This is a genomic window from Streptomyces sp. NPDC001700 (genome assembly GCF_053596435.1).
In genome coordinates this window covers 76,104-94,677 of the sequence record NZ_JBSFGE010000003.1, presented here as the reverse complement: position 1 = coordinate 94,677, position 18,574 = coordinate 76,104, and the positions used below count along the sequence as shown (strand labels likewise).

Below are 18,574 nucleotides of genomic sequence, written 5' to 3'. Positions count from 1 at the left end.
CGGCAGCGGGCAGCGCGGTAGAGGCCTGGGTGGTAGAGGCCTGCGCGGTAGAGGGGGAGAGAAGGAGGGACGGCCGGGGCCGCCACCCCCCACAGGAGAGGCCCCGACCGCCGTCCAGCTTGGGCCAGCTAAGGCCCTTGCTCCTTATAGCGTCGCACGCTTCGAATACGTCACACCCGCCGTGGACTCGAAACCTGACCGTTACGGGCACGCCGGTCGCGTCCATGCCCTGGGCCGACTCTGGACGGGACCGGTCGGATGCCCGTAACGTGCAGGTCCGCGCTGTGGGCGCGGTCAGATTTATTTTCTCGCGTGGTTCCGGTCGGGCCACGTCCCCAGGGGGATCAAGAAATGTATCCGTGCGGGAACTGCCGCGCTGCCGCCGTCGGCCCCGACGGTCGCTGCGCTGCGTGCGGCACCTATCAGCAGCAGCAGCCGATGGCCGGGCCCGGCGGCTACCCCGCTGCGTCGCCGATGGGCATGCCGCCCGGCGGTGTCGATCTGCGGCGCGGGCTGGCCACGACGCTCACCGTGCTGTTCGGCGTGACCATCGCCGTGCTGATCCTGGCGTTCATCGCCCGCGTCCAGCAGTACAACCTCTACGGGGACGTCCTGGACGGCGTATCGGTGTCCGGCTCGGACGCCGACGACGCCGACGACTTCTACGCCTTCGCGCTGGTCGTCTCCTCGCTGTCCATGCTCGCGGTCGCCATCGTGTGGCCCATCTGGTTCCGGCGGCTGCGGGTGAACGCCGAGACGTTCGCGCCGGGCCAGCACCGCTTCAGCGCCGGATGGGCGGCGGGCGCCTGGTTCACCCCCGTGGTCAGCCTCTGGTTCCCCAAGCAGATCGCCAACGACATCTGGCGCGCCAGCTCCCCGCAGGGCCCGCACCAGGCCAACCGCAATCTGCTCAACGGCTGGTGGGTGTGCTGGGTGATCAGCGGCCCGCTCTTCAGCCTGTCCCTGGGGCAGTGGAGCAACGCCCGGCAGCGGGCCCTCGACAGCGGCATCTTCGGGGCGCGGGGCGCCATCGAGGACATGCAGACGGCGATCGGCACGAACTGCTTCGCGTACCTGCTCACCATCGCCGCCGCGATCCTCGGCCTGCTGCTCGTCCGGCAGATCACCGCGATGCAGGAGCAGCGCGCCGCGCTGCCGCCGCAGGCCCCGTACGGCCAGATGCCGCCGCAGGCCCCGATGGGTGCGGGTGCCCCGTACGGCGGCGCCCCCGCCAATCCGTACGGCGGCGCCCCGGCCAACCCGTACGGCGCGCCCGCCCCGTCCCCGTACGGCGGCGGCGCACCGCAGATGCCCCCGGTCGTCCCGCAGGCCCCGCCCGCCCCGCCGTCCGGCCCGCCCGCCGGGCCGCAGCCGCCGTACGGGCAGGGCTAGCGCGCCGCCCGGCATCGCTGGACCGAGACTTCTCCGAGTGGGGCAGGAAGAGAGCGTGCAGGGGGACGACGCGGAACTGACCGCCGCGGTGAACGCGGCACAGGCCGGGGACGAGACCGCCTTCCGGGCCGTCTACCGGTCTGTCCACCCGCGCCTGCTCGGTTACGTGCGCACCCTGGTCGGCGACGCGGACGCGGAGGACATCACCTCCGAGTCCTGGCTGCAGATAGCCCGCGACCTCGGACGGTTCCACGGCGACGCCGACCGGTTCCGCGGCTGGGCCGCGCGCATCGCCCGTAACCGCGCCCTCGACCACATACGCATGCGCGGCCGCCGCCCGGTCATCGGCGCCGACGAGACCGAGCTGGAGTCCCGGGCGTCCGAGGCCGACACCGCCGGTGAGGCGCTGGAGGCCCTCGGCACCGGCCGCGCGCTCAGCCTGATCGCCCAGCTCCCGCAGGACCAGGCGGAGGCCGTGGTGCTGCGGGTGGTCCTCGGCCTGGACGCCAAGAGCGCGGCCGCGGTGCTGGGCAAGCGCCCCGGCGCGGTACGGACCGCCGCGCACCGTGGCCTGCGGCGGCTGGCCGATCTCCTCGGCGACACACCCGTGCTCGACGGGATACCCGGGCAGCGGGAGACGGGGGTGGCCAGGTCCGCGGGTGTGACGGAATCGGGCGCGCCAACGCAGAAAGACATGTGATGGCCGACGACCACCGCTACAGCTGGCTGGATGACAAGGCCGCGGAGCGGCTGCTTCGAGGTGAACCGGTCGAGGGGCAGCACGGCACCCCCGACGGCCGGAGCGATCGGCCGCACGCCGAAGCGGAACGGCTGGCCGCCGTGCTCAGCGCCGTGGCCGAGGAGGCCCGCCGCCCGGACGGCGCCGCCGAGGGCACGAGCCCGCTTCCCGGCGAGGACACGGCGGTGGCCGCGTTCCGCGCCGCACACGCTAAGCCGACCCCGCCGACCGTGGTTCCCCTTTCGGTAGAAGCCCAGGTCGGCGACAAGTCAACGCGCATAGCGCGACCGGCCGGAGGGCGCTGGACGCGGCGTCCGCTGCGCGCGGGCATGGTGGCCGCGGTCGCGGGCTGCGCGCTGAGCGGTTTCGCCGTCGCGGCGGCGGCCGGTGTCCTGCCGTTCGGGCAGAGCGGCGGCACCCCGGGCCCGGGATCGAGCGTGTCGGACACCGGCCCCGGGGGAGGGGACTCGGTGCGGCCGGAGATCTCCGAGGGCGGCGGCGCGTCGACGGCGCCCGACGACACCGGCGGCGGGACCTCCGAGGGCCCCCAGGGCCGGGGCGTGCCGGGCGAGGGCCACGGCAAGGACAAGCACGGCAAGCACGGCAAGCACGACGGGCGCGACAAGCCCGGGAAGCCCGGCAAGGGGGAGAAGGGCGCCCCCGGGGCCCGGAAATCCGGCACCGGCATCGGCGACGGCAAGAACAACGGCACCGGACAGCGCGCCCTGGGCGCCTGCCGCCGCTACCTCGCGGCGGAGGCCGGTACCGGACCGGACGTCGGCCGGAAGGCGATGAACAAGCTGAAGCGGGCGGCGGGCGGCCGGTCCGCCATCCACGACTACTGCGTACAGCTCGTCGGCGACACCGCCGTTCCGCGCGGCGGTACGGTCACGCCTTCCGGTACCGGCAACGACGACTCCGGGAGCGGTGACGACGGGTCCTCCCACCCGGCGCCTCCGCCGCCGCCCGGTACGCAGAGCCCGGAGCCCACGCCGAGCGATGTCCCGTCGAGCACCCTGTCCGGTACGCCGTCCGGCGACCCGTCCGACAGCCCGTCGAGCACCCCGTCCGGCACCCCGTCCGACGGCGCCTCCACGACTCCGTCGGACCCCGCGAAGCCAGCGAAATCCGGCGCTTCCTGAGCCTCCCAGGAACCAGGTGTGACGTTTTTTTCAGGGGCGACGCAGTAAGAAACGGGCCGACTGGTCATCGGCCGCGCGGGAGCCGAGGTTCCCCCCGTACCGACGGCTCCGCGCATCGGCGCGGGCAGAGCACGTTCCCCCGGCTCTGCCCGCGCCACTTACCTCGCCCTACTTGTAGACCACGACCTTGTCGCCAGCCTTCACCTGGTTGAAGACCGCCGCGATCTTCTTCTTGTCGCGCACGTTCACACATCCGTGCGACGCCCCGCTGTAGCCCCGGGCGGCGAAGTCGGCCGAGTAGTGCACCGCCTGGCCGCCGCTGAAGAACATCGCGTACGGCATCGGGGTTTCGTAGATCGTCGAGACGTGGTCCCGGCTCTTGAAGTTGACCTGGAACAGCCCCTCCCGGGTCGGCGTGTACTGCGAGCCGAAGCGCACGTCCATGGCCGACACGACCCGGCCGTTGATCATCCACGCCAGCGTCCGGCTGTTCTTGCTGATGCACAGCACCCGCCCCGTCAGGCACCGTGAATCCGGCTTGGCCAGCGGGTTGGTGGTCGGCGGGTACAGCTGGTCGCGGGTGGGCGGGGTGGTGCGGGACCGCAGGGAGGTCCAGGTGCGGCTGTCCACCGAGCCGGTGGCCGTGAGGCCCCGGGCGCGCTGGTACGAGGCGACCGACGCGCGCGTCACCGTGCCGAAGTAGCCGGTCGGGTTGCGGTCGAAGTGCCCGAGCTGGCGCAGCCGGGCCTGGAGTTCGCGCACCCGTTCGCCGCTGGTGCCGAAGGCGACGACGGGCGGCGCCACCCTCGGGGCGGTGCGCGGCTTCGCCGCCACCCGGGTGCGGGGCGGGGTCGCCGGGCGGTGGGTGGCCCGTGGGGTGTGGGTGTACGTGCGGTGCGGGCGCGGCGCGGCGGCCGCCGGGGTACGGGGCGCCGTGCTCGCCGTACTCGTGCCCGCCCGTGGCTCCGCCGCTCTGGTATGTCGCTGTCCGTCCAGGGTCACCGTCTCGCCCCGGCAGCCCGCCACGAGGGCCGCGGCCGCGGCTGTGGCGAGTGCGGTGCGGACGACCGATCTTCCGTGCATGCATCCCCCTATCGCCGGTTCGTCGCCCGGAATGTTGCCCGGGGCTGCCGTGCCGTGAACATCGGCGCATGCTGTGAAGAAGGCCCTGAATGGGTACAAGGGCAGGTATAAGCCACCGGAAGGCAGGGACTCATGGCGCGCGAGTCGGAGTCGGGCTTCCCGATCGAGCCGGTGTACGGGCCCGGTGGTGATGACGGTCGCCGCGACCTCGGCGGGATCGGCGAGCCCGGCGCGTACCCGTTCACCCGTGGCGTCTATCCGTCGATGTACACCGGCCGTCCGTGGACGATGCGTCAGTACGCGGGGTTCGGCACCGCCGCCGAGTCCAACGCCCGCTACCGGGAGCTGATCGAGCACGGCACCACCGGTCTGTCGGTCGCGTTCGACCTGCCCACCCAGATGGGCTACGACTCCGACGCGCCGCTCGCGCACGGCGAGGTCGGCAAGGTCGGCGTCGCCATCGACTCGATCGAGGACATGCGCGTCCTGTTCGACGGCATTCCGCTCGACCGGGTCTCGACGTCGATGACGATCAACGCGCCCGCCGCGCTGCTGCTGCTCCTCTATCAACTCGTCGCCGAGGAGCAGGGGGTGCCGGGGGACCGGCTGACCGGCACCATCCAGAACGACGTCCTCAAGGAGTACATCGCGCGCGGCACGTACATCTTCCCGCCCGCGCCCTCGCTGCGGCTCATCGCGGACATCTTCCAGTACTGCCGGACCGCCCTGCCCAAATGGAACACGATCTCGATCTCCGGCTATCACATGGCCGAGGCCGGTGCCTCGCCCGCGCAGGAGATCGCGTTCACGCTCGCGGACGGCATCGCGTACGTCCGTACGGCCCTCGCGGCGGGCATGGGCGTGGACGATTTCGCGCCGCGCCTCTCGTTCTTCTTCGTGTCCCGTACGACCCTCCTGGAAGAGGTCGCCAAGTTCCGCGCCGCGCGCCGGATCTGGGCGCGGGTGATGCGCGAGGAATTCGGGGCGCGTGACCCGAAGTCGCAGATGCTGCGCTTCCACACGCAGACGGCGGGGGTCCAACTCACCGCCCAGCAGCCCGAGGTGAACCTCGTCCGGGTCGCCGTCCAGGGGCTCGCGGCGGTCCTCGGCGGCACCCAGTCGCTGCACACCAACGCCTTCGATGAGGCCATCGCCCTGCCCACCGCCACCTCGGCCCGGCTCGCGCTGCGCACCCAGCAGGTGCTGGCGTACGAGACGGACGTGACGGCGACCGTCGACCCGTTCGCGGGCTCGTACGCGGTGGAGGCGCTGACCGACGCCGTCGAGGAGGCGGCGGTGGACCTGATGCGCCGGATCGAGGATCTGGGCGGCTCCGTGGCCGCCATCGAACAGGGCTTCCAGAAGGACGAGATCGAGCGCAACGCGTATCGCATCGCGCGGGAACAGGAGGCGGGGGAGCGGGTGGTGGTCGGCGTGAACCGGTTCCGGATCGACGCGGAGGAGCCGTACGAACCGCTGCGCGTGGACCCGGCCATCGAGGAGCGCCAGCGCGACCGGCTCGCCCGGCTCCGGGCCGGGCGGGACCGGGCGGCGGTGGCGGCGGCGCTGGCGGCGCTGAAGAAGGCGGCCGAGAGCGAACCGGGCACGGCCAATGTGCTCTACCCGATGAAGGACGCGCTCGCCGCGCGGGCCACGCTCGGCGAAGTGTGCGACGCGTTGCGGGAAGTGTGGGGCACGTATGTCCCGGCTGATGCATTCTGAGCGGTAATCGCTTTATCAGGGGGGATGGTCCGATGAGGGCTTCATGGTGGCGGGGCGCGGCGGCCCTCGGGTGCGCGCTGGCGATCGCGGGCTGTAGCGGCGGGGAGGGGGACGGGGACGGGGACGGGGACGCGGGCCGGGTCTTCGACAGGCCGGGCGGAAGCGCCGCCGCGCGCCCCTCCTCCGCGCCGCCGTCCTCCGCCGCGCCCTCCGCCGTGGCGCGGGACGCGGAGCCGCTGCGGTTCCTCCCCGTCGCGTCGTCCGTCCAGGGCCCCTGCCCGGGGCGTACGGCGCTGGGCGCGAGCCCCGACGCGTACGCCACGTACCGCGACGCCAAGGCGGACACCTGCTACGTCGTCACGCCCGACTCCGGTATGACGGCGCGGCCCGCCTGGGCGAAGGCGAGTTACGTGACATCGGGCGCGGGCTGGGTCGTGACCGTCGGCCTCACCGGCCGCGACCGCGCCCGGTTCGCGCGGCTCACCGGCACGCTGGCCGCCCGGCAGCCGCCGCAGAATCAGCTGGCCATGGTGCGCGACGGCACGCTGCTGTCCGCGCCGTCCGTCGCGCAGGCCCTCACCGGGGGCACCGTCCAGATCTCCGGGAGCTTCACCGGGGACTCGGCGCGCCAGCTCGCCCGGGACATCCGGGGCGAGTGAGCGACACTGGGATCATGTCTGCTCCCCGCCGCACCTGTCCGGTCTGCACCCGTGAGATCGCGGTCGTCGGCGGTCGCTTCGCCCGCCACGACCCGCCGGGCCGCCGCTCCGACTACGAGCTGGTCTCCTGTCCGGGGTCGCGGCGGATCGCGCCGCTGCTGACCACCCCGCCGAAGCTGTTCGGCGGGGACGAGCCGCCGACCCAGGGCCAGCAGCCGCTGTTCTGAGCCGCGCGGCGGGCCCGCTCCGGAGCGGGCCCGGGGGCACCCCGGCACGCCTCGCCAGACGCGCGGACACGCTCCGCCCCGCCGCGCCTCGGCAGCCGGTCCGGGACCCGGCCCGCGCCCCCGCGCCCCCGTCAGGCGGGGCCAGTCCCGGGCGGCCGGAACGGCCCCGGCGGGGGTGGGGCGCGGTCGGGTGACGTCAGGCGGCGGTCGTCGGCCAGCGTTCGTGCCAGCGCTGGTCGGCCTCCAGCTGGGCGGCCAGGGAGATCAGCAAGGGTTCGCTGCACGCCGGGCCCAGGAGCTGGGCGCCCAGGGGGAGGGTGGCGGCGGGGTCGGCGAAGCCCGCGGGGACGCTGACGGCGGGCCAGCCCATGACGTTCCAGGGCCAGGCGTACGGGCAGGCCGCGATCATCGCGCGGTCGGTGTGCCAGCCGGACAGCCGGGCCATGGCGCCGATCCGCAGCGGCGGGGTGGCGGTCGTCGGGGAGAGGACGACGTCGTACCGGCGGAAGATGGCGCCGACCCGGCGCCGCAGGGGCCCTTCGGCCGCGCGGGCCAGCCGCAGGGCGCCGCCGCGCAGGAGGCGGCCGTTGCGGACGGCGGCGCGCGTACGGACGTCCAGCAGGAGCGGATCGGGCACCCGGGCCGCCCATTCGCACAGGCCCGCCGTGGCGCGGGGCAGGAAGGCGAGCCCGACGGCGCCGTAGCGCGGCTCGGCCTCCTCGACCTCGTGGCCGAGGGCGGCCAGCCGCTCGGCGAGGCCGGTCACGGCGGCGCGGACGGCCGGGTCCAGGCTTTTCGGCGTACCCGTGAACGCGGGCTTGAACGACAGGGCGATCCGCAGCCGCCCCGGATCGCGCCCCGGGGCGGACAGCACGTCGATGGGGTCGGGACAGTGCAGGTCGCCGTCGCGGTTACCGCTGGCCGCGTGCAGCAGCAGGGCGGCGTCGGCGACGGTGCGGGCGAGGGGGCCGTTGCAGGTGATGCCGTTGAAGGCCTCGGCGTCCGGCCAGGTGGAGATCCGGCCGCGCTGCGGCTTGATGCCGACGAGATGCGTCCAGGCGGCCGGGATACGGACCGACCCCGCGCCGTCCGAGCCGAGCGCGGCGGGGACCAGCCCGGCGGCGACGGCGGCCGCGGCGCCGCCGGAGGAGCCGCCGGGGGTGTGGGCGAGGCTCCAGGGGTTGCGGGTGTCGCCGAAGGCGGGGCCCTCGGTGAACGGCCACTGGCCCAGCTCGGGCGTGTTCGTCTTGCCGACGATCACGGCCCCGGCCGCCCGGAGCCGCCGTACCGCCTCACCGTCCTCCGTCTTGGCCGGGAAGTCGCCGCAGCAGCCGAACGCGGTCGGCTCGCCCGCCACATCCGTATCGTCCTTGACCGCGAGGGGCACCCCGAGGAGCGGCAGCCGCTCGCCCGCCGCCAGCCGCCGGTCGGCGTCGGCGGCCTCGCGCAGCGCGGCCTCGGCCCGGACGCGCCGGAAGGCGTTCAGCGTGGCCTGGGTCTCGGCGATGCGGCGCAGCGCCTGCTCGACCAGCGCCCGCGAGGTCACCTCGCCGTCGGCCAGCGCCCTGACCTGCTCGCCCAGCCCCTTCGGAATCACGCTGGTCAACGATGGACCTCCTCGGTCTCACAGATAGGTGAGTTACGCCACTCCCCCTTTACCCGAGCGGGGAAGGCCACGCACCCTGGGCAACAGTGATTGCCCGTTTCATCACCATCATCACCATCCTCCTGATCTTCCTCAAGCAGCAAGGACGACCCGCATGAGCGACATCGCGGTCCACCGGACCGGCACCGGCGGCCCCTCCGGCTCCGACCACGACAAGCTGATGGAACAGGCCATGGGCTGGGTGCTCGCCATCGCCATGGCGATGTTCGCCGCCCAGCTGGGCCTGTTCTAGCGCCCGGGCTGCGCCGGGCGTGCGCCGTCCAGCGCCGCCGCGATCGCGGACAGGTGGCGGTCCACCGGGCCGACGGTCAGCAGGCCGCTGGCCGCGCCCGCGAGCTGGCCCGATGCGGGGAGGAGGCGGGCGTGGGCGCGGTGGAGGGTGTCCCGGTCGCCGAGTTCCAGGGCGGCCGCCGCCTCCAGGCAGCACAGCGCCTCGTACAGCAGGTCCGCGGGCGGCTCCGGCAGGGCGCGCAGCGCCGCCCGCGCCTGGTCGGCGGGCAGGGCGAACGGCTCGGCCCAGGGCCGGTACGGACCCCAGTCCGCGCCCAGGTCGACGACGCCCCGGCCAGCCTCCCGCGCGGCGGAGCGCTCACCGCCGGACAGCCGCAGGCACAGCAGCGCCAGCGGCAACAGCCCCCGCTCCACCCCCGGCATCCCGGCCCCCGCCAGCCGCCCGGCCGCGGCCCGGTACGCGGCCTCGGCCCGCGCCGTCTGCCCGGCCGCGGCGAGCCGTAGCGCCGCGTACCACTCGGTGAAGACGCCGACGAGCGGCAGTTCGTGGCGCGCGGCCAGCCGGTCCGCGGCGGCGGCGTGGCCGTCCGCGGCCGCGAAGTCGCCGAGCGCGCAGCGCGCCTGGAGCCGGACCAGGTGGCCCAGCACCTCGTACGTCACCAGCCCGTGCCGGGCGGCCACCGCGACCAGCTCCGCCCCGATCGCGTCCCGCCGGGGCGCGAGCCCGGCCCGGGTGCAGGCCTGCATGAACGCCCCGTTGAGGACGAAGACCAGCAGCGCCGGATCGTCCAGCCGCCGGGCGATCCCCTCGGCCTCCCGCGCCGCCTCGGGCCCGCGCGGGGAGCGGGTGCCGCGCGACTCCAGCGCGACGGTGGCCAGCAGCCGACAGCGCGCCGCGCTGCCCTCGGGCAGCGAGGGCAGCGCGGCCAGGGCGCGCTCGGCCGCGCCGACGATCCGGGCCGCCAGCTCCGGGTCGTCGCTACGGGTCCAGATCGCGGGGACGTCGTACGCGCCGATCACCCGCGCGGTGAGTTCCGGATCGCCGCACTCCTCGGCGGCGGTGATGGCCGCCAACCGGTGCTGCCGGGCGGCCTCCAGCCCGCCGCCGCCGGTCACGGCAAGGTTCCGGATGAGCCCGACCGCCGCCTCCAGCCGAGCCCGCGCCCCACCGCCGACGGTCCGCCCATAGACGGCAGCCACCTCATCCCAAACCCGAGCCGCCCCGCCTGCGCGCTCGCCCGCCCCGAACCCGCCAAGCGCCCCCGCACCAGACACGGCGGAGCCGCCCGCCTCGGTGGTGGGCTCCTGCGTTCCGGCCAGGGCGCCCGACCCGGCGACGGCTGGCGTGCAGGATGTCCGGCCGGTGGGCATGCCGGGCCCGGCGGTCTGGCCGGGCGGCGTTCCGGGCTCGGCCGTAGTCGGGGGTCCGGTGAGCGTGACCGGCCCGGCGCCGGGCCCGGTCGTGGTCGGGGGTCCGGCGGATGTCGTTGGTCCGGCGGCGGGCATCGTCGCCACTGGGTCGGGCGGCTGGCCGGGGGTGGCCCAGGTCGCTGCCGCCAGGGGGCCGAGGGGCGTCGTCGGGGGTGTCGGAGCGGAGGCGTCCAGGCCGGGGTCCTGGGTCAGGATGGCTGACTGGAGGTGGCGGAGGCGGGGGCTGGGGTCCAGGCCCAGGTGGGTGGTCAGGGTGGTGCGGGCCCTGCGGAGGGCGGACAGGGCGTCGGCCTGGCGGTCCGAGCGGTAGAGGGCGAGGGCCAGCAGGCGCCAGGCGTCCTCGCGCCAGGGGTGGTCGGTCAGGTGGGCGTCGAGGTCGGGGACCGCCTCGGCGGGGCGTCCGAGGGCGAGCAGGGTCTCGGCGCGCTGCTCGACGGCGCGGAGCCGCAGTTCGGCCAGGCGGGAGCGTTCGGCGCGGGTCCAGGGCTCCGCCTCGAACTCCGCGTACGCCGGACCGCGCCACAGCTCCAGCGCCTCGCCGAGCCGCCGCAGCGCCGCCGTGGGCGGCAGGGTCGTGGCGGCGCCCACGGCCGCCTCGAAGCGCCACGCGTCCACCGCGTCGGGCGCCGCCCGCAGCGCGTACCCGGGGCCCTCGGTGACCAGCAGCCGGGCCCGGGTGCGCGGCGGACGGTCGGGTTCCAGGGCGCGGCGGAGGGCGCCGACGAAGGTCTGTACGGCGCCCACGGCCCCCGCCGGGGGCTCGTCCCACAGGTCCTCGACCAGCCGCGCCACCGGTACGACCCGGCGGCGGGCCACGATCAGCCGCGCCAGCACCGCCCGGTGCCGGGGCCCCTTCAACGCGAGCGCGCCGCCGTCGCCCTCCGCCACCACCGGCCCGAGCACACCGAACGCGACCCGTTCCCACGTCACCCGGCCACCGTAACCACACCCCGGCACGCCCCGGCGCTGATCGGCTGCTGATTGGGGCGCGGCAGCCTCGTCACATGCCACAGCAGAACAGGTCACAGCACACCACCCCTGCCATCCCCGGCTTCGACTATCGCCGCATCGCCGCCCACGACGGCATCAAACTCAACGTCGCCGTAGGCGGAACCGGCACCCCCGTCGTCCTCCTGCACGGCTTCCCGCAGACCCACCTGATGTGGCGGCACGTCGCCGCCGACCTGGCGGCCGACCACACCGTCATCTGCCCCGACCTGCGCGGCTACGGCGCGAGCGACAAACCGGCCGAGGCCGACGACGGCACCACGTACGCCAAGCGCACGATGGCCGCCGACATCGTGGCCGTAGCCCGCGCGCTCGGCCACGACCGCTTCGCCCTCGCCGGGCACGACCGCGGCGCCCTGGTCGCCTTCCGCGCCGGGCTCGACCACCCGGAGGCCATCACCCACCTCGCCGCCCTCGACGTGCTGCCGACGCTGGACATGTGGGAGGCCATGCACGGCACCACCGCGGCCGTCGGCTTCCACCTCTACCTGATGGCGCAGCCCCCCGGCCTGCCCGAGCGGATGATCGCCGCCGCCCCGGACGACTTCTTCGGCCACTTCCTCGACCTCTGGGCCACGGACCCCGCCGCGATCCCCGCCCCCGTCCGCACCGCGTACCTGGACGCCTGCCGCGCCGCCGTCCCCTCGATCGTCGCCGACTACCGGGCCTCCGCCGGGATCGACGCCGAACACGACCGGGCCGACCGGGAAGCGGGCCACCGGCTGCGGATGCCGGTCGCCGTCCTGCAGCAGGACTGGGGCGCCGCCCTCGGGTTCGACGCGGAGGCCCTGTGGCGCGCGTGGGCGCCCGATCTGCACCACGCGACCGTGTCGTACGGCCACTTCATGGCCGAGGAGGCGCCCGCCGACGTCGCGAAGGCGCTGCGCACGCTCCTGGCCCGCACCTCCCGTAGGCCGTAAAACCGCCCTACGGGAAGTCAACTCCGGCTAGCTTGGCGGCAGGTCATCCGTACGCACGGCCCCCACCCGTCAGGAGCCCGCTCCGTGTCCGATGATGTCGCGCAGCGCATCGACACCACCAAGCCGCACTCCGCCCGTTTCTGGAACTACTTCGTGGGCGGCAAGGATCACTACGAGGCCGACCGCGAGGTCGGCGACCAGATCAAGGAGATCTTCCCGGGCCTGGCCGATGTCGCGGTGGCCAGCCGCCACTTCCTCGCCCGCGCGGTCACCTGCCTGGCCGCCGAGCACGGCGTACGGCAGTTCCTGGACATCGGGACGGGCCTGCCGACGGCCGACAACACCCACCAGGTGGCGCAGCGCGTCGCGCCGGACGCGCGGATCGTGTACGTCGACAACGACCCGCTCGTGCTGGTGCACGCCCGCACCCTGCTGAGCAGCACCCCCGAGGGCGCCACCGACTACCTCGACGCGGACCTCTACGCCCCGGACGCCGTCCTCGCGGCGGCGGCCGGGACGCTGGACCTCACCCGCCCGGTCGCCCTCGTCCTCCTGAACGTCCTCGGCCACGTCGCCGAGCCCGCCGAGGTCCGTTCGCTGGTGGGCCGTCTGATGGCGGGGCTGCCGTCCGGCAGCTATCTGGTGATCGGCGACTCCACCGCCACCAGCGAGGGCATGATCGCGGCCTCGGCGGCGTACAACGCGAGCGGGGCGGTGCCGTATTACGTCCGTCCGGTGGACGAGATCGCGTCGTTCTTCGACGGGCTCGATGTGCTGGACCCGGGCATCGTCCCGATCACCCACTGGCGGCCGGAAGCCGACACCCACGCGGTGGACGCGTACGGAGGCGTGGCCCGCAAGCCGTAAGCCCGCAAGCCGCAAGCCACTCAGGCCCGCGTCACCGCCACCGCCGCCTTGAGGTCCGCCCAGAACCCCGGCTGGGCGCTGACCCGGTACCCCAGCCGGTACACGGTCGTCCGCACCGGCCCCCGGACCCGCAGCCGCACCTCGCTGGGGCCCGGGTGGGCCTGGAGGATCTCCTTCAGCTGCTGGACGGCGCGCGGAGTGACGTGCGCCGCCAGCATGTCGAGGCACAGCGGGGCATCGGCGGCGCTCAGGTCGGGCACGGCCAGCTCCATCGCCACCAGCCGGGGCACGTCCTCGCGCTTGTCGAGCCGCCCCTTGACCAGGACGATCGTGTCCTCGACGAGCTGGGTGGACACCAGTTGGTACGCGGCGGGGAACACCATGCAGTCGATGGACCCGGCCAGGTCCTCGACGGTCGCGATGGCCCAGGCGTTGCCCTGCTTGGTCATCTTGCGCTGCAGGCCGGAGATGATGCCGCCGATGGTGACGATCGCGCCGTCCGCGTGCTCGCCACCCGTCAGCTGCGCGATGGCGGCGTCCGCCTTGTCGCTGAGCAGCCGTTCGACGCCGAAGAGCGGATGGTCGGAGACGTACAGCCCCAGCATCTCCCGCTCCTGGGCGAGCAGATACGTCTTGTCCCACTCGTCGTCGGGGAACTCAACGTCGAGCCCGAGGCCGGGGGCATCGCTCTCGTCGGTGCAGAAGAGGTCGAACTGCCCCTCGGCCTCCTTCCGCTTGACCGCCACCACCGTGTCGACCATCGGCTCGTACCGCGCGGCCAGCCCCTTGCGCGTATGCCCCAGCGCGTCGAATGCCCCCGCCTTGATCAGCGACTCGACGGTCCGCTTGTTGCAGGCGACCGCCTCGACCTTGTCCAGGAAGTCGGGGAACGAGACATAGCGCCCGGCGGCCGCCCGCCGCCGGACCACCGAATCGACCACGTTCTGCCCGACGTTGCGCACGGCGGTCAGGCCGAAGACGATCGTGTCGTCCCCGCGCGGCGTGAAGTCGGCCTCGGACTCGTTCACGTCCGGCGGCAGCACCTTGATGCCCATCTTGCGGCACTCGTTCAGATAGACCGCCGACTTGTCCTTGTCGTCGCGCACCGAGGTCAGCAGCGCCGCCATGTACTCGGCCGGATAGTTGGCCTTGAGGTACGCGGTCCAGTACGAGACGAGCGCGTACGCGGCCGCGTGCGCCTTGTTGTACGCGTATCCGGCGAACGGCACCAGCACGTCCCACACCGCCTGAACGGCGTCGTCCGGATAGCCGCGCGCCCGGCAGCCGTCCCGGAACGGGATGAACTCCCTGTCCAGCACCTCCTGCTTCTTCTTGCCCATCGCCCGCCGCAGCAGATCGGCCTGGCCGAGCGAGTACCCGGCGAGCACCTGGGCGGCCTTCTGCACCTGCTCCTGGTAGACGACCAGGCCGTAGGTGATGCCGAGGACGTCCCGCAGCGCGTCCTCGACCCCCGGGTGGATCGGGGTGATCTCCTGCTGGCCGTTCTTCCGCAGCGCGTAGTTGATGTGCGAGTTCATGCCCATCGGACCCGGCCGGTACAGGGCGGTGACGGCGGTGATGTCCTCGAACTGGTTGGGCTTCATCAGCCGCAGCAGCGACCGCATCGCGCTGCCGTCGAACTGGAAGACACCGAGGGTGTCGCCGCGCCCGAGGAGTTCGAAGGTCGTGGGGTCGTCCAGCGGCAGATCGAGGAGCGTCAGCTCGACGCCCTTGTTGGCACGCACCAGCTTCACGGCGTCGTCCATGATGGTGAGGTTGCGCAGCCCCAGGAAGTCCATCTTCAGCAGGCCCAGCGACTCACACGTGGGGTAATCCCACTGCGTGATCGTCACCCCGTCGGCGTGCCGCACCCACACCGGGACGTGGTCCACGACCGGCTCACTCGACATGATCACGCCCGCCGCGTGCACGCCCATCTGGCGCACCAGCCCTTCGACACCCCGCGCGGTGTCGATGACCTTCTTCACGTCCGGATCGCCCTCGTACATCGACCGGACCTCGCCCGCCTCGCCGTAGCGCGGGTGCTCCGGGTCGGTGATCCCGGACAGCGGGATGCCCTTGCCGAAGACATCGGCGGGCATGGCCTTGGTGATGCGGTCGCCCAGCGCGTACGGATAGCCCAGCACCCGCGCCGAGTCCTTGATCGCGTTCTTCGCCTTGATGGTGCCGTACGTGCCGATCATCGCGACCTTGTCGGCGCCGTACTTCTCCGTGACGTACCGGATGACCTCACCGCGCCTGCGCTCGTCGAAGTCGATGTCGACATCGGGCATCGAGACGCGCTCGGGGTTGAGGAACCGCTCGAAGATCAGCCCGTGCTCGACCGGGTCGAGGTCGGTGATGCCCAGCGCGTACGAGACGATCGAACCGGCCGCCGAGCCGCGCCCCGGCCCCACCGCGATCCCGTTGTCCTTGGCCCACATGATGAAGTCGGCGACGACGAGGAAGTACCCCGGGAACCCCATCTGGATGATGACGTCCATCTCGTACGCGGCCAGCTTCTCCCGGTCCCCGGGAACGCCGCCGGGGAAGCGGCGCGCCATCCCCCTGCGGACCTCCTCCCGGAACCACGTCACCTCCGTGTACCCGTCCGGCACATCGAAGCGCGGCATCAGGTCGCGCTTCTCGAACCAGCCGGTGACATCGACCTGTTCGGCCACCAGGAGGGTGTTGCGGCAGCCCTCCTGCCACGCGTCGGAGGAGTCGATCGCGTACATCTCGTCCGCCGACTTCAGGTAGTAGCCCGTGCCGTCGAAGCGGAAGCGGTCGGCGACGGCGAGGCTCTTGCCCGTCTGGATGCACAGCAGCGCGTCGTGGGCCTGCGACTCGTGCGCGTACGTGTAGTGCGAGTCGTTCGTGACCAGCGGCGGGATGCCCAGCCGCCGCCCGATCTCCAGCAGCCCGTCCCGGACCCGGCGTTCGATCTCGATGCCGTGGTCCATCAGCTCCAGGAAGTACCGGCCCTTGCCGAAGATGTCCTGGTACGCGGAGGCCGCCTTCAGCGCCTCGTCGAACTGGCCCAGCCGCAGCCGCGTCTGCACCTCGCCCGACGGACATCCGGTCGACGCGATCAGCCCGGCGGCGTGCTCGGCGATGACCTCCTTGTCCATACGGGGCCACTTCCGCAGCCAGCCGTGCGCGTACGCGTCCGACGACAGCCGGAACAGGTTGTGCAGCCCGGTCTTGTCCGCCGCCCAGATGGTCTTGTGGGTGTAGCCGCCCGAGCCGGAGACGTCGTCCCGCTTCTGGTGCGGCTGCCCCCACCGCACCTTGCGCTTGTGGCGCCGCGACGCGGGCGCCACGTACGCCTCGATGCCGATGATGGGGGTGATCCCGGCGCCCGTCGCCTGCTGGTAGAAGTCGTACGCGCCGTGCAGATTGCCGTGGTCGGTCATGGCGATGTGCGACATGCCCATCTCGGCGCAGGCGTTGAACATGTCCTTGAGCCGGGCCGCGCCGTCCAGCAGCGAGTACTGCGTGTGGACGTGGAGATGGGTGAAGGGACGCGTGGCTGGCACCGCTGGCCCCCCGTCAGGCGTCGGGCACGTGGGGCGTCTCGGACCCGTCGGCGTCGAGGTCCTCGGCGATCCTCCGCAGCCCCGCGGCCACCTCCCGCGCCGACGGGGCGTGCTGCGGATCGATCAGCCACTGCTGGGTCAGCCCGGCGACCAGCGCCATGTGCACCGACCCGACCGCGCGGGCGAGTGCGCGCGCCTCCGCGCTGTCGGTGCCGTCGATGCCGTGCAGATCGGCCGCCATCTCCGTACGGGACGCCTCGAAGGCCGCCGCGATCTGCTGCCGGATCTCCGGGAAGCGCTCGGCCTGCGCGAGCGCCTCGGCGCTGGCCACCAGCAGCGGCCGGTCCGTGGCCTCGGACCCGACGACCCGCTCCCACATCGCCTCGACGCGCCGCCCCGCCGCCGACTGGGCGCGGACCTTGTCGCCCCACTCCTGGAGCATTTCCAGGAGCGCGGCGTTGAGCAGGGCTTCCTTCGAGTCGTAGTGGTAGTTGATCGTGCCGAGCGGCGCGTTGGCGGCGGCGGCGATGTCGCGCGAGGTGGTGCGGGCGTATCCCCGCTCCTCCAGGCACTTCTTCGCCCCGGCCATGAGCTGTTCGCGGTGTCGCATGCGGGGCAGCGTACCTCACTTCTGAACGAACGTTCAGGACGTTCGTTCAGAAGTTGGTTGAGGACTGTGTGTTGAAACGCTCCTGCGCAGCAGCGATAGCGAAGGGTGAACGGGGTACGGAGGTCTCATGCCTGCCAGCTTCAGTTCCGCGAGAACCCGCGCCGCACTCCGCTCATCAGCGCGCATTTCCCTTGATTTCCTCCTGGTCCTCGTGGCGACGGCGGTGGTCCTATGGCTTCTGGGCCAGATGTGGTCGGTCGTCTGGCCGCTCATCGTCGGCTTGCTGCTCACCACGCTGACCTGGCCCCTGGCGCGTTTTCTGCGCGGGCACGGGTGGCCGCCCGCCGTGGCCGCGTCGGCCGTGACCGTGCTGTTCCTCCTGCTCGCGACGGGTGTCGTGGCGCTGATCGCGGTCCCGGTGGCATCCCAGTCCGGCGACCTGGTCGACGGCGTGACCCAGGGCGTGCACAAGGTGCGCGACTGGGCCGCCGGGCCACCGCTGAACATCGACGACGCCCAGATCACGGACGCGACGGACAGCGCTGCCGCCCGCCTGCAGAAGAGCGCCAGCGGCATGGTCGGCACGGTCATCACGGGAGTGAACGCCGTGGTCGGCGGTCTGGTCACCGCCGTCCTGGCCCTCTTCCTGATGTTCTTCTTCCTCAAGGACGGCCCGCGCTTCCTGCCCTGGCTCGCCCGCCAGCTGCCCGGTCGGCTCGCCACCGACATCCCCACCGTGGCCGCGCGCGGCTGGGACACGCTCGGCGCGTTCGTACGGTCCCAGGCGCTGGTGGGCCTGCTGGACGCCGTCTTCATCGGCCTCGGCCTGCTGATCCTGGGCGTACCGCTGGTGCTGCCGCTGGCGGTGCTGACCTTCGTATCCGCCTTCGTACCGATCGTGGGCGCCCTGTTCGCGGGCTTCGTCGCGGTGCTCATCGCGCTGGTGGCCAACGGCCCGATGGACGCGCTCCTCACGCTGGGGATCATCGTGGTGGTGCAGCAGCTTGAGGGCAACGTGTTCCAGCCCTTGATCCAGAGCCGAGGGCTCGGCCTGCACGCCGCGGTGATCCTGCTGGCGGTGACGCTGGGCACCAGCCTGGCCGGTGTCGTGGGCAGCCTGCTCGCCGTACCGGTCGCCGCGCTGATCGCGGTGGTCTGGAACTACCTGCGCGAGCAGCTCAGCGACCCGCCGCAGGAGCCGGAGCCCCTGGGTTAGCCGGACGTTAGCGGAGCGGTAGCGGGCGGCAGCGGAGCGGCAGGTTTGCGGTAGCGGCCCCGGCCAGAGTGGTTGTCGTACCGAGGAAACGACGACACCAACTGTCCCGGGGGGGGACCTGA

General features: G+C 73.2%; 15 protein-coding genes. 10 read left to right on the top strand and 5 right to left on the bottom strand.

Translation table 11 applies throughout. The annotated features are described in order from the left end of the window. The first annotated feature begins 351 nt into the window (after positions 1–351). From ACWC5C_RS06160 to ACWC5C_RS06150, 3 genes are read left to right on the top strand one after another with little or no spacing between them, the layout of a single operon-like run. Complete coding sequence (locus tag ACWC5C_RS06160; RefSeq protein ID WP_450874204.1) at positions 352–1,392, top strand: DUF4328 domain-containing protein; 1,041 nt, start codon at positions 352–354, stop codon at positions 1,390–1,392. A gap of 55 nt (positions 1,393–1,447) precedes the next feature. Further along, the gene (locus ACWC5C_RS06155; RefSeq protein WP_385438984.1) at positions 1,448–2,092 is read left to right on the top strand and encodes an RNA polymerase sigma factor; all 645 of its coding nucleotides are present in this window, start codon (positions 1,448–1,450) and stop codon (positions 2,090–2,092) included. After that, a complete protein-coding gene (locus tag ACWC5C_RS06150; RefSeq protein WP_450874202.1) occupies positions 2,092–3,273 on the top strand; it encodes a hypothetical protein in 1,182 nt (393 codons plus the stop codon). The genes ACWC5C_RS06155 and ACWC5C_RS06150 overlap by 1 nt, the downstream gene beginning before the upstream one ends. 168 nt (positions 3,274–3,441) lie before the next feature. Here the strand turns inward: ACWC5C_RS06150 and ACWC5C_RS06145 are convergent, their stop codons facing one another. Then, on the bottom strand, positions 3,442–4,356 hold the full coding sequence (locus tag ACWC5C_RS06145) for a L,D-transpeptidase family protein (RefSeq protein ID WP_450874200.1): 915 nt from the start codon (positions 4,354–4,356) through the stop codon (positions 3,442–3,444). Positions 4,357–4,488: 132 nt separating this feature from the next. Here ACWC5C_RS06145 and ACWC5C_RS06140 point away from each other — a divergent pair, with 132 nt between their 5' ends. Genes ACWC5C_RS06140 through ACWC5C_RS06130 form a run of 3 tightly spaced genes read left to right on the top strand, consistent with a single transcriptional unit; the run spans position 4,489 to position 6,964 of the window. Then, a complete protein-coding gene (locus tag ACWC5C_RS06140; protein ID WP_450874198.1) occupies positions 4,489–6,078 on the top strand; it encodes an acyl-CoA mutase large subunit family protein in 1,590 nt (529 codons plus the stop codon). Positions 6,079–6,110: 32 nt separating this feature from the next. Continuing rightward, entirely contained in the window at positions 6,111–6,737 is a 627-nt protein-coding gene (locus ACWC5C_RS06135) for a SecDF P1 head subdomain-containing protein (RefSeq protein WP_450874196.1), read from the top strand. Between the two features lie 14 nt (positions 6,738–6,751). Then, positions 6,752–6,964, top strand: coding sequence for a hypothetical protein (locus ACWC5C_RS06130; RefSeq protein ID WP_450874194.1), 213 nt, complete (start codon positions 6,752–6,754; stop codon positions 6,962–6,964). 196 nt (positions 6,965–7,160) lie between these two features. On the opposite strand, the gene ACWC5C_RS06125 is transcribed toward ACWC5C_RS06130, so the two are convergent. Further along, positions 7,161–8,570 carry an amidase gene (locus ACWC5C_RS06125; protein ID WP_450874192.1) on the bottom strand — a complete coding sequence of 470 codons (1,410 nt, stop codon included), beginning with the start codon at positions 8,568–8,570 and terminating at the stop codon, positions 7,161–7,163. Between the two features lie 154 nt (positions 8,571–8,724). On the opposite strand from ACWC5C_RS06125, the gene ACWC5C_RS06120 reads away from it, so the two are divergent. Continuing rightward, positions 8,725–8,862, top strand: a complete 138-nt coding sequence (locus ACWC5C_RS06120) for an SCO1431 family membrane protein (RefSeq protein ID WP_450874190.1) — start codon at positions 8,725–8,727, stop codon at positions 8,860–8,862. Here ACWC5C_RS06120 and ACWC5C_RS06115 read toward each other — a convergent pair. Further along, positions 8,859–11,222 carry a BTAD domain-containing putative transcriptional regulator gene (locus ACWC5C_RS06115; RefSeq protein WP_450874188.1) on the bottom strand — a complete coding sequence of 788 codons (2,364 nt, stop codon included), beginning with the start codon at positions 11,220–11,222 and terminating at the stop codon, positions 8,859–8,861. The two genes, ACWC5C_RS06120 and ACWC5C_RS06115, sit on opposite strands and share 4 nt — an antisense overlap. Positions 11,223–11,296: 74 nt before the next feature. On the opposite strand from ACWC5C_RS06115, the gene ACWC5C_RS06110 reads away from it, so the two are divergent. After that, positions 11,297–12,220 carry an alpha/beta fold hydrolase gene (locus ACWC5C_RS06110; RefSeq protein ID WP_450874186.1) on the top strand — a complete coding sequence of 308 codons (924 nt, stop codon included), beginning with the start codon at positions 11,297–11,299 and terminating at the stop codon, positions 12,218–12,220. 84 nt (positions 12,221–12,304) lie between these two features. After that, a complete protein-coding gene (locus tag ACWC5C_RS06105) occupies positions 12,305–13,087 on the top strand; it encodes an SAM-dependent methyltransferase (protein ID WP_450874184.1) in 783 nt (260 codons plus the stop codon). 20 nt (positions 13,088–13,107) lie between these two features. On the opposite strand, the gene dnaE is transcribed toward ACWC5C_RS06105, so the two are convergent. Together dnaE and ACWC5C_RS06095 are read right to left on the bottom strand one after the other, a co-directional pair. Next, positions 13,108–16,626 carry a DNA polymerase III subunit alpha gene (gene dnaE, locus ACWC5C_RS06100; RefSeq protein WP_450874182.1) on the bottom strand — a complete coding sequence of 1,173 codons (3,519 nt, stop codon included), beginning with the start codon at positions 16,624–16,626 and terminating at the stop codon, positions 13,108–13,110. 13 nt (positions 16,627–16,639) lie between these two features. After that, complete coding sequence (locus ACWC5C_RS06095) at positions 16,640–17,236, bottom strand: TetR/AcrR family transcriptional regulator (RefSeq protein WP_450874180.1); 597 nt, start codon at positions 17,234–17,236, stop codon at positions 16,640–16,642. Between the two features lie 127 nt (positions 17,237–17,363). Here ACWC5C_RS06095 and ACWC5C_RS06090 point away from each other — a divergent pair, with 127 nt between their 5' ends. Next, a complete protein-coding gene (locus tag ACWC5C_RS06090) occupies positions 17,364–18,452 on the top strand; it encodes an AI-2E family transporter (protein ID WP_450874178.1) in 1,089 nt (362 codons plus the stop codon). The last annotated feature ends 122 nt before the right edge of the window (positions 18,453–18,574 follow it).

Bases quoted from the DNA above. Each gene is read 5' to 3' on its own strand.
- ACWC5C_RS06135 (WP_450874196.1), top strand. From the start codon at position 6,111: ATGAGGGCTTCATGGTGGCGGGGCGCGGCGGCCCTCGGGTGCGCGCTG.
- ACWC5C_RS06140 (WP_450874198.1), top strand. From the start codon at position 4,489: ATGGCGCGCGAGTCGGAGTCGGGCTTCCCGATCGAGCCGGTGTACGGG.
- ACWC5C_RS06130 (WP_450874194.1), top strand. From the start codon at position 6,752: ATGTCTGCTCCCCGCCGCACCTGTCCGGTCTGCACCCGTGAGATCGCG.
- ACWC5C_RS06160 (WP_450874204.1), top strand. From the start codon at position 352: ATGTATCCGTGCGGGAACTGCCGCGCTGCCGCCGTCGGCCCCGACGGT.
- ACWC5C_RS06145 (WP_450874200.1), bottom strand. From the start codon at position 4,356: ATGCACGGAAGATCGGTCGTCCGCACCGCACTCGCCACAGCCGCGGCC.
- ACWC5C_RS06110 (WP_450874186.1), top strand. From the start codon at position 11,297: ATGCCACAGCAGAACAGGTCACAGCACACCACCCCTGCCATCCCCGGC.
- ACWC5C_RS06150 (WP_450874202.1), top strand. From the start codon at position 2,092: ATGGCCGACGACCACCGCTACAGCTGGCTGGATGACAAGGCCGCGGAG.
- ACWC5C_RS06090 (WP_450874178.1), top strand. From the start codon at position 17,364: ATGCCTGCCAGCTTCAGTTCCGCGAGAACCCGCGCCGCACTCCGCTCA.
- ACWC5C_RS06095 (WP_450874180.1), bottom strand. From the start codon at position 17,236: ATGCGACACCGCGAACAGCTCATGGCCGGGGCGAAGAAGTGCCTGGAG.
- ACWC5C_RS06120 (WP_450874190.1), top strand. From the start codon at position 8,725: ATGAGCGACATCGCGGTCCACCGGACCGGCACCGGCGGCCCCTCCGGC.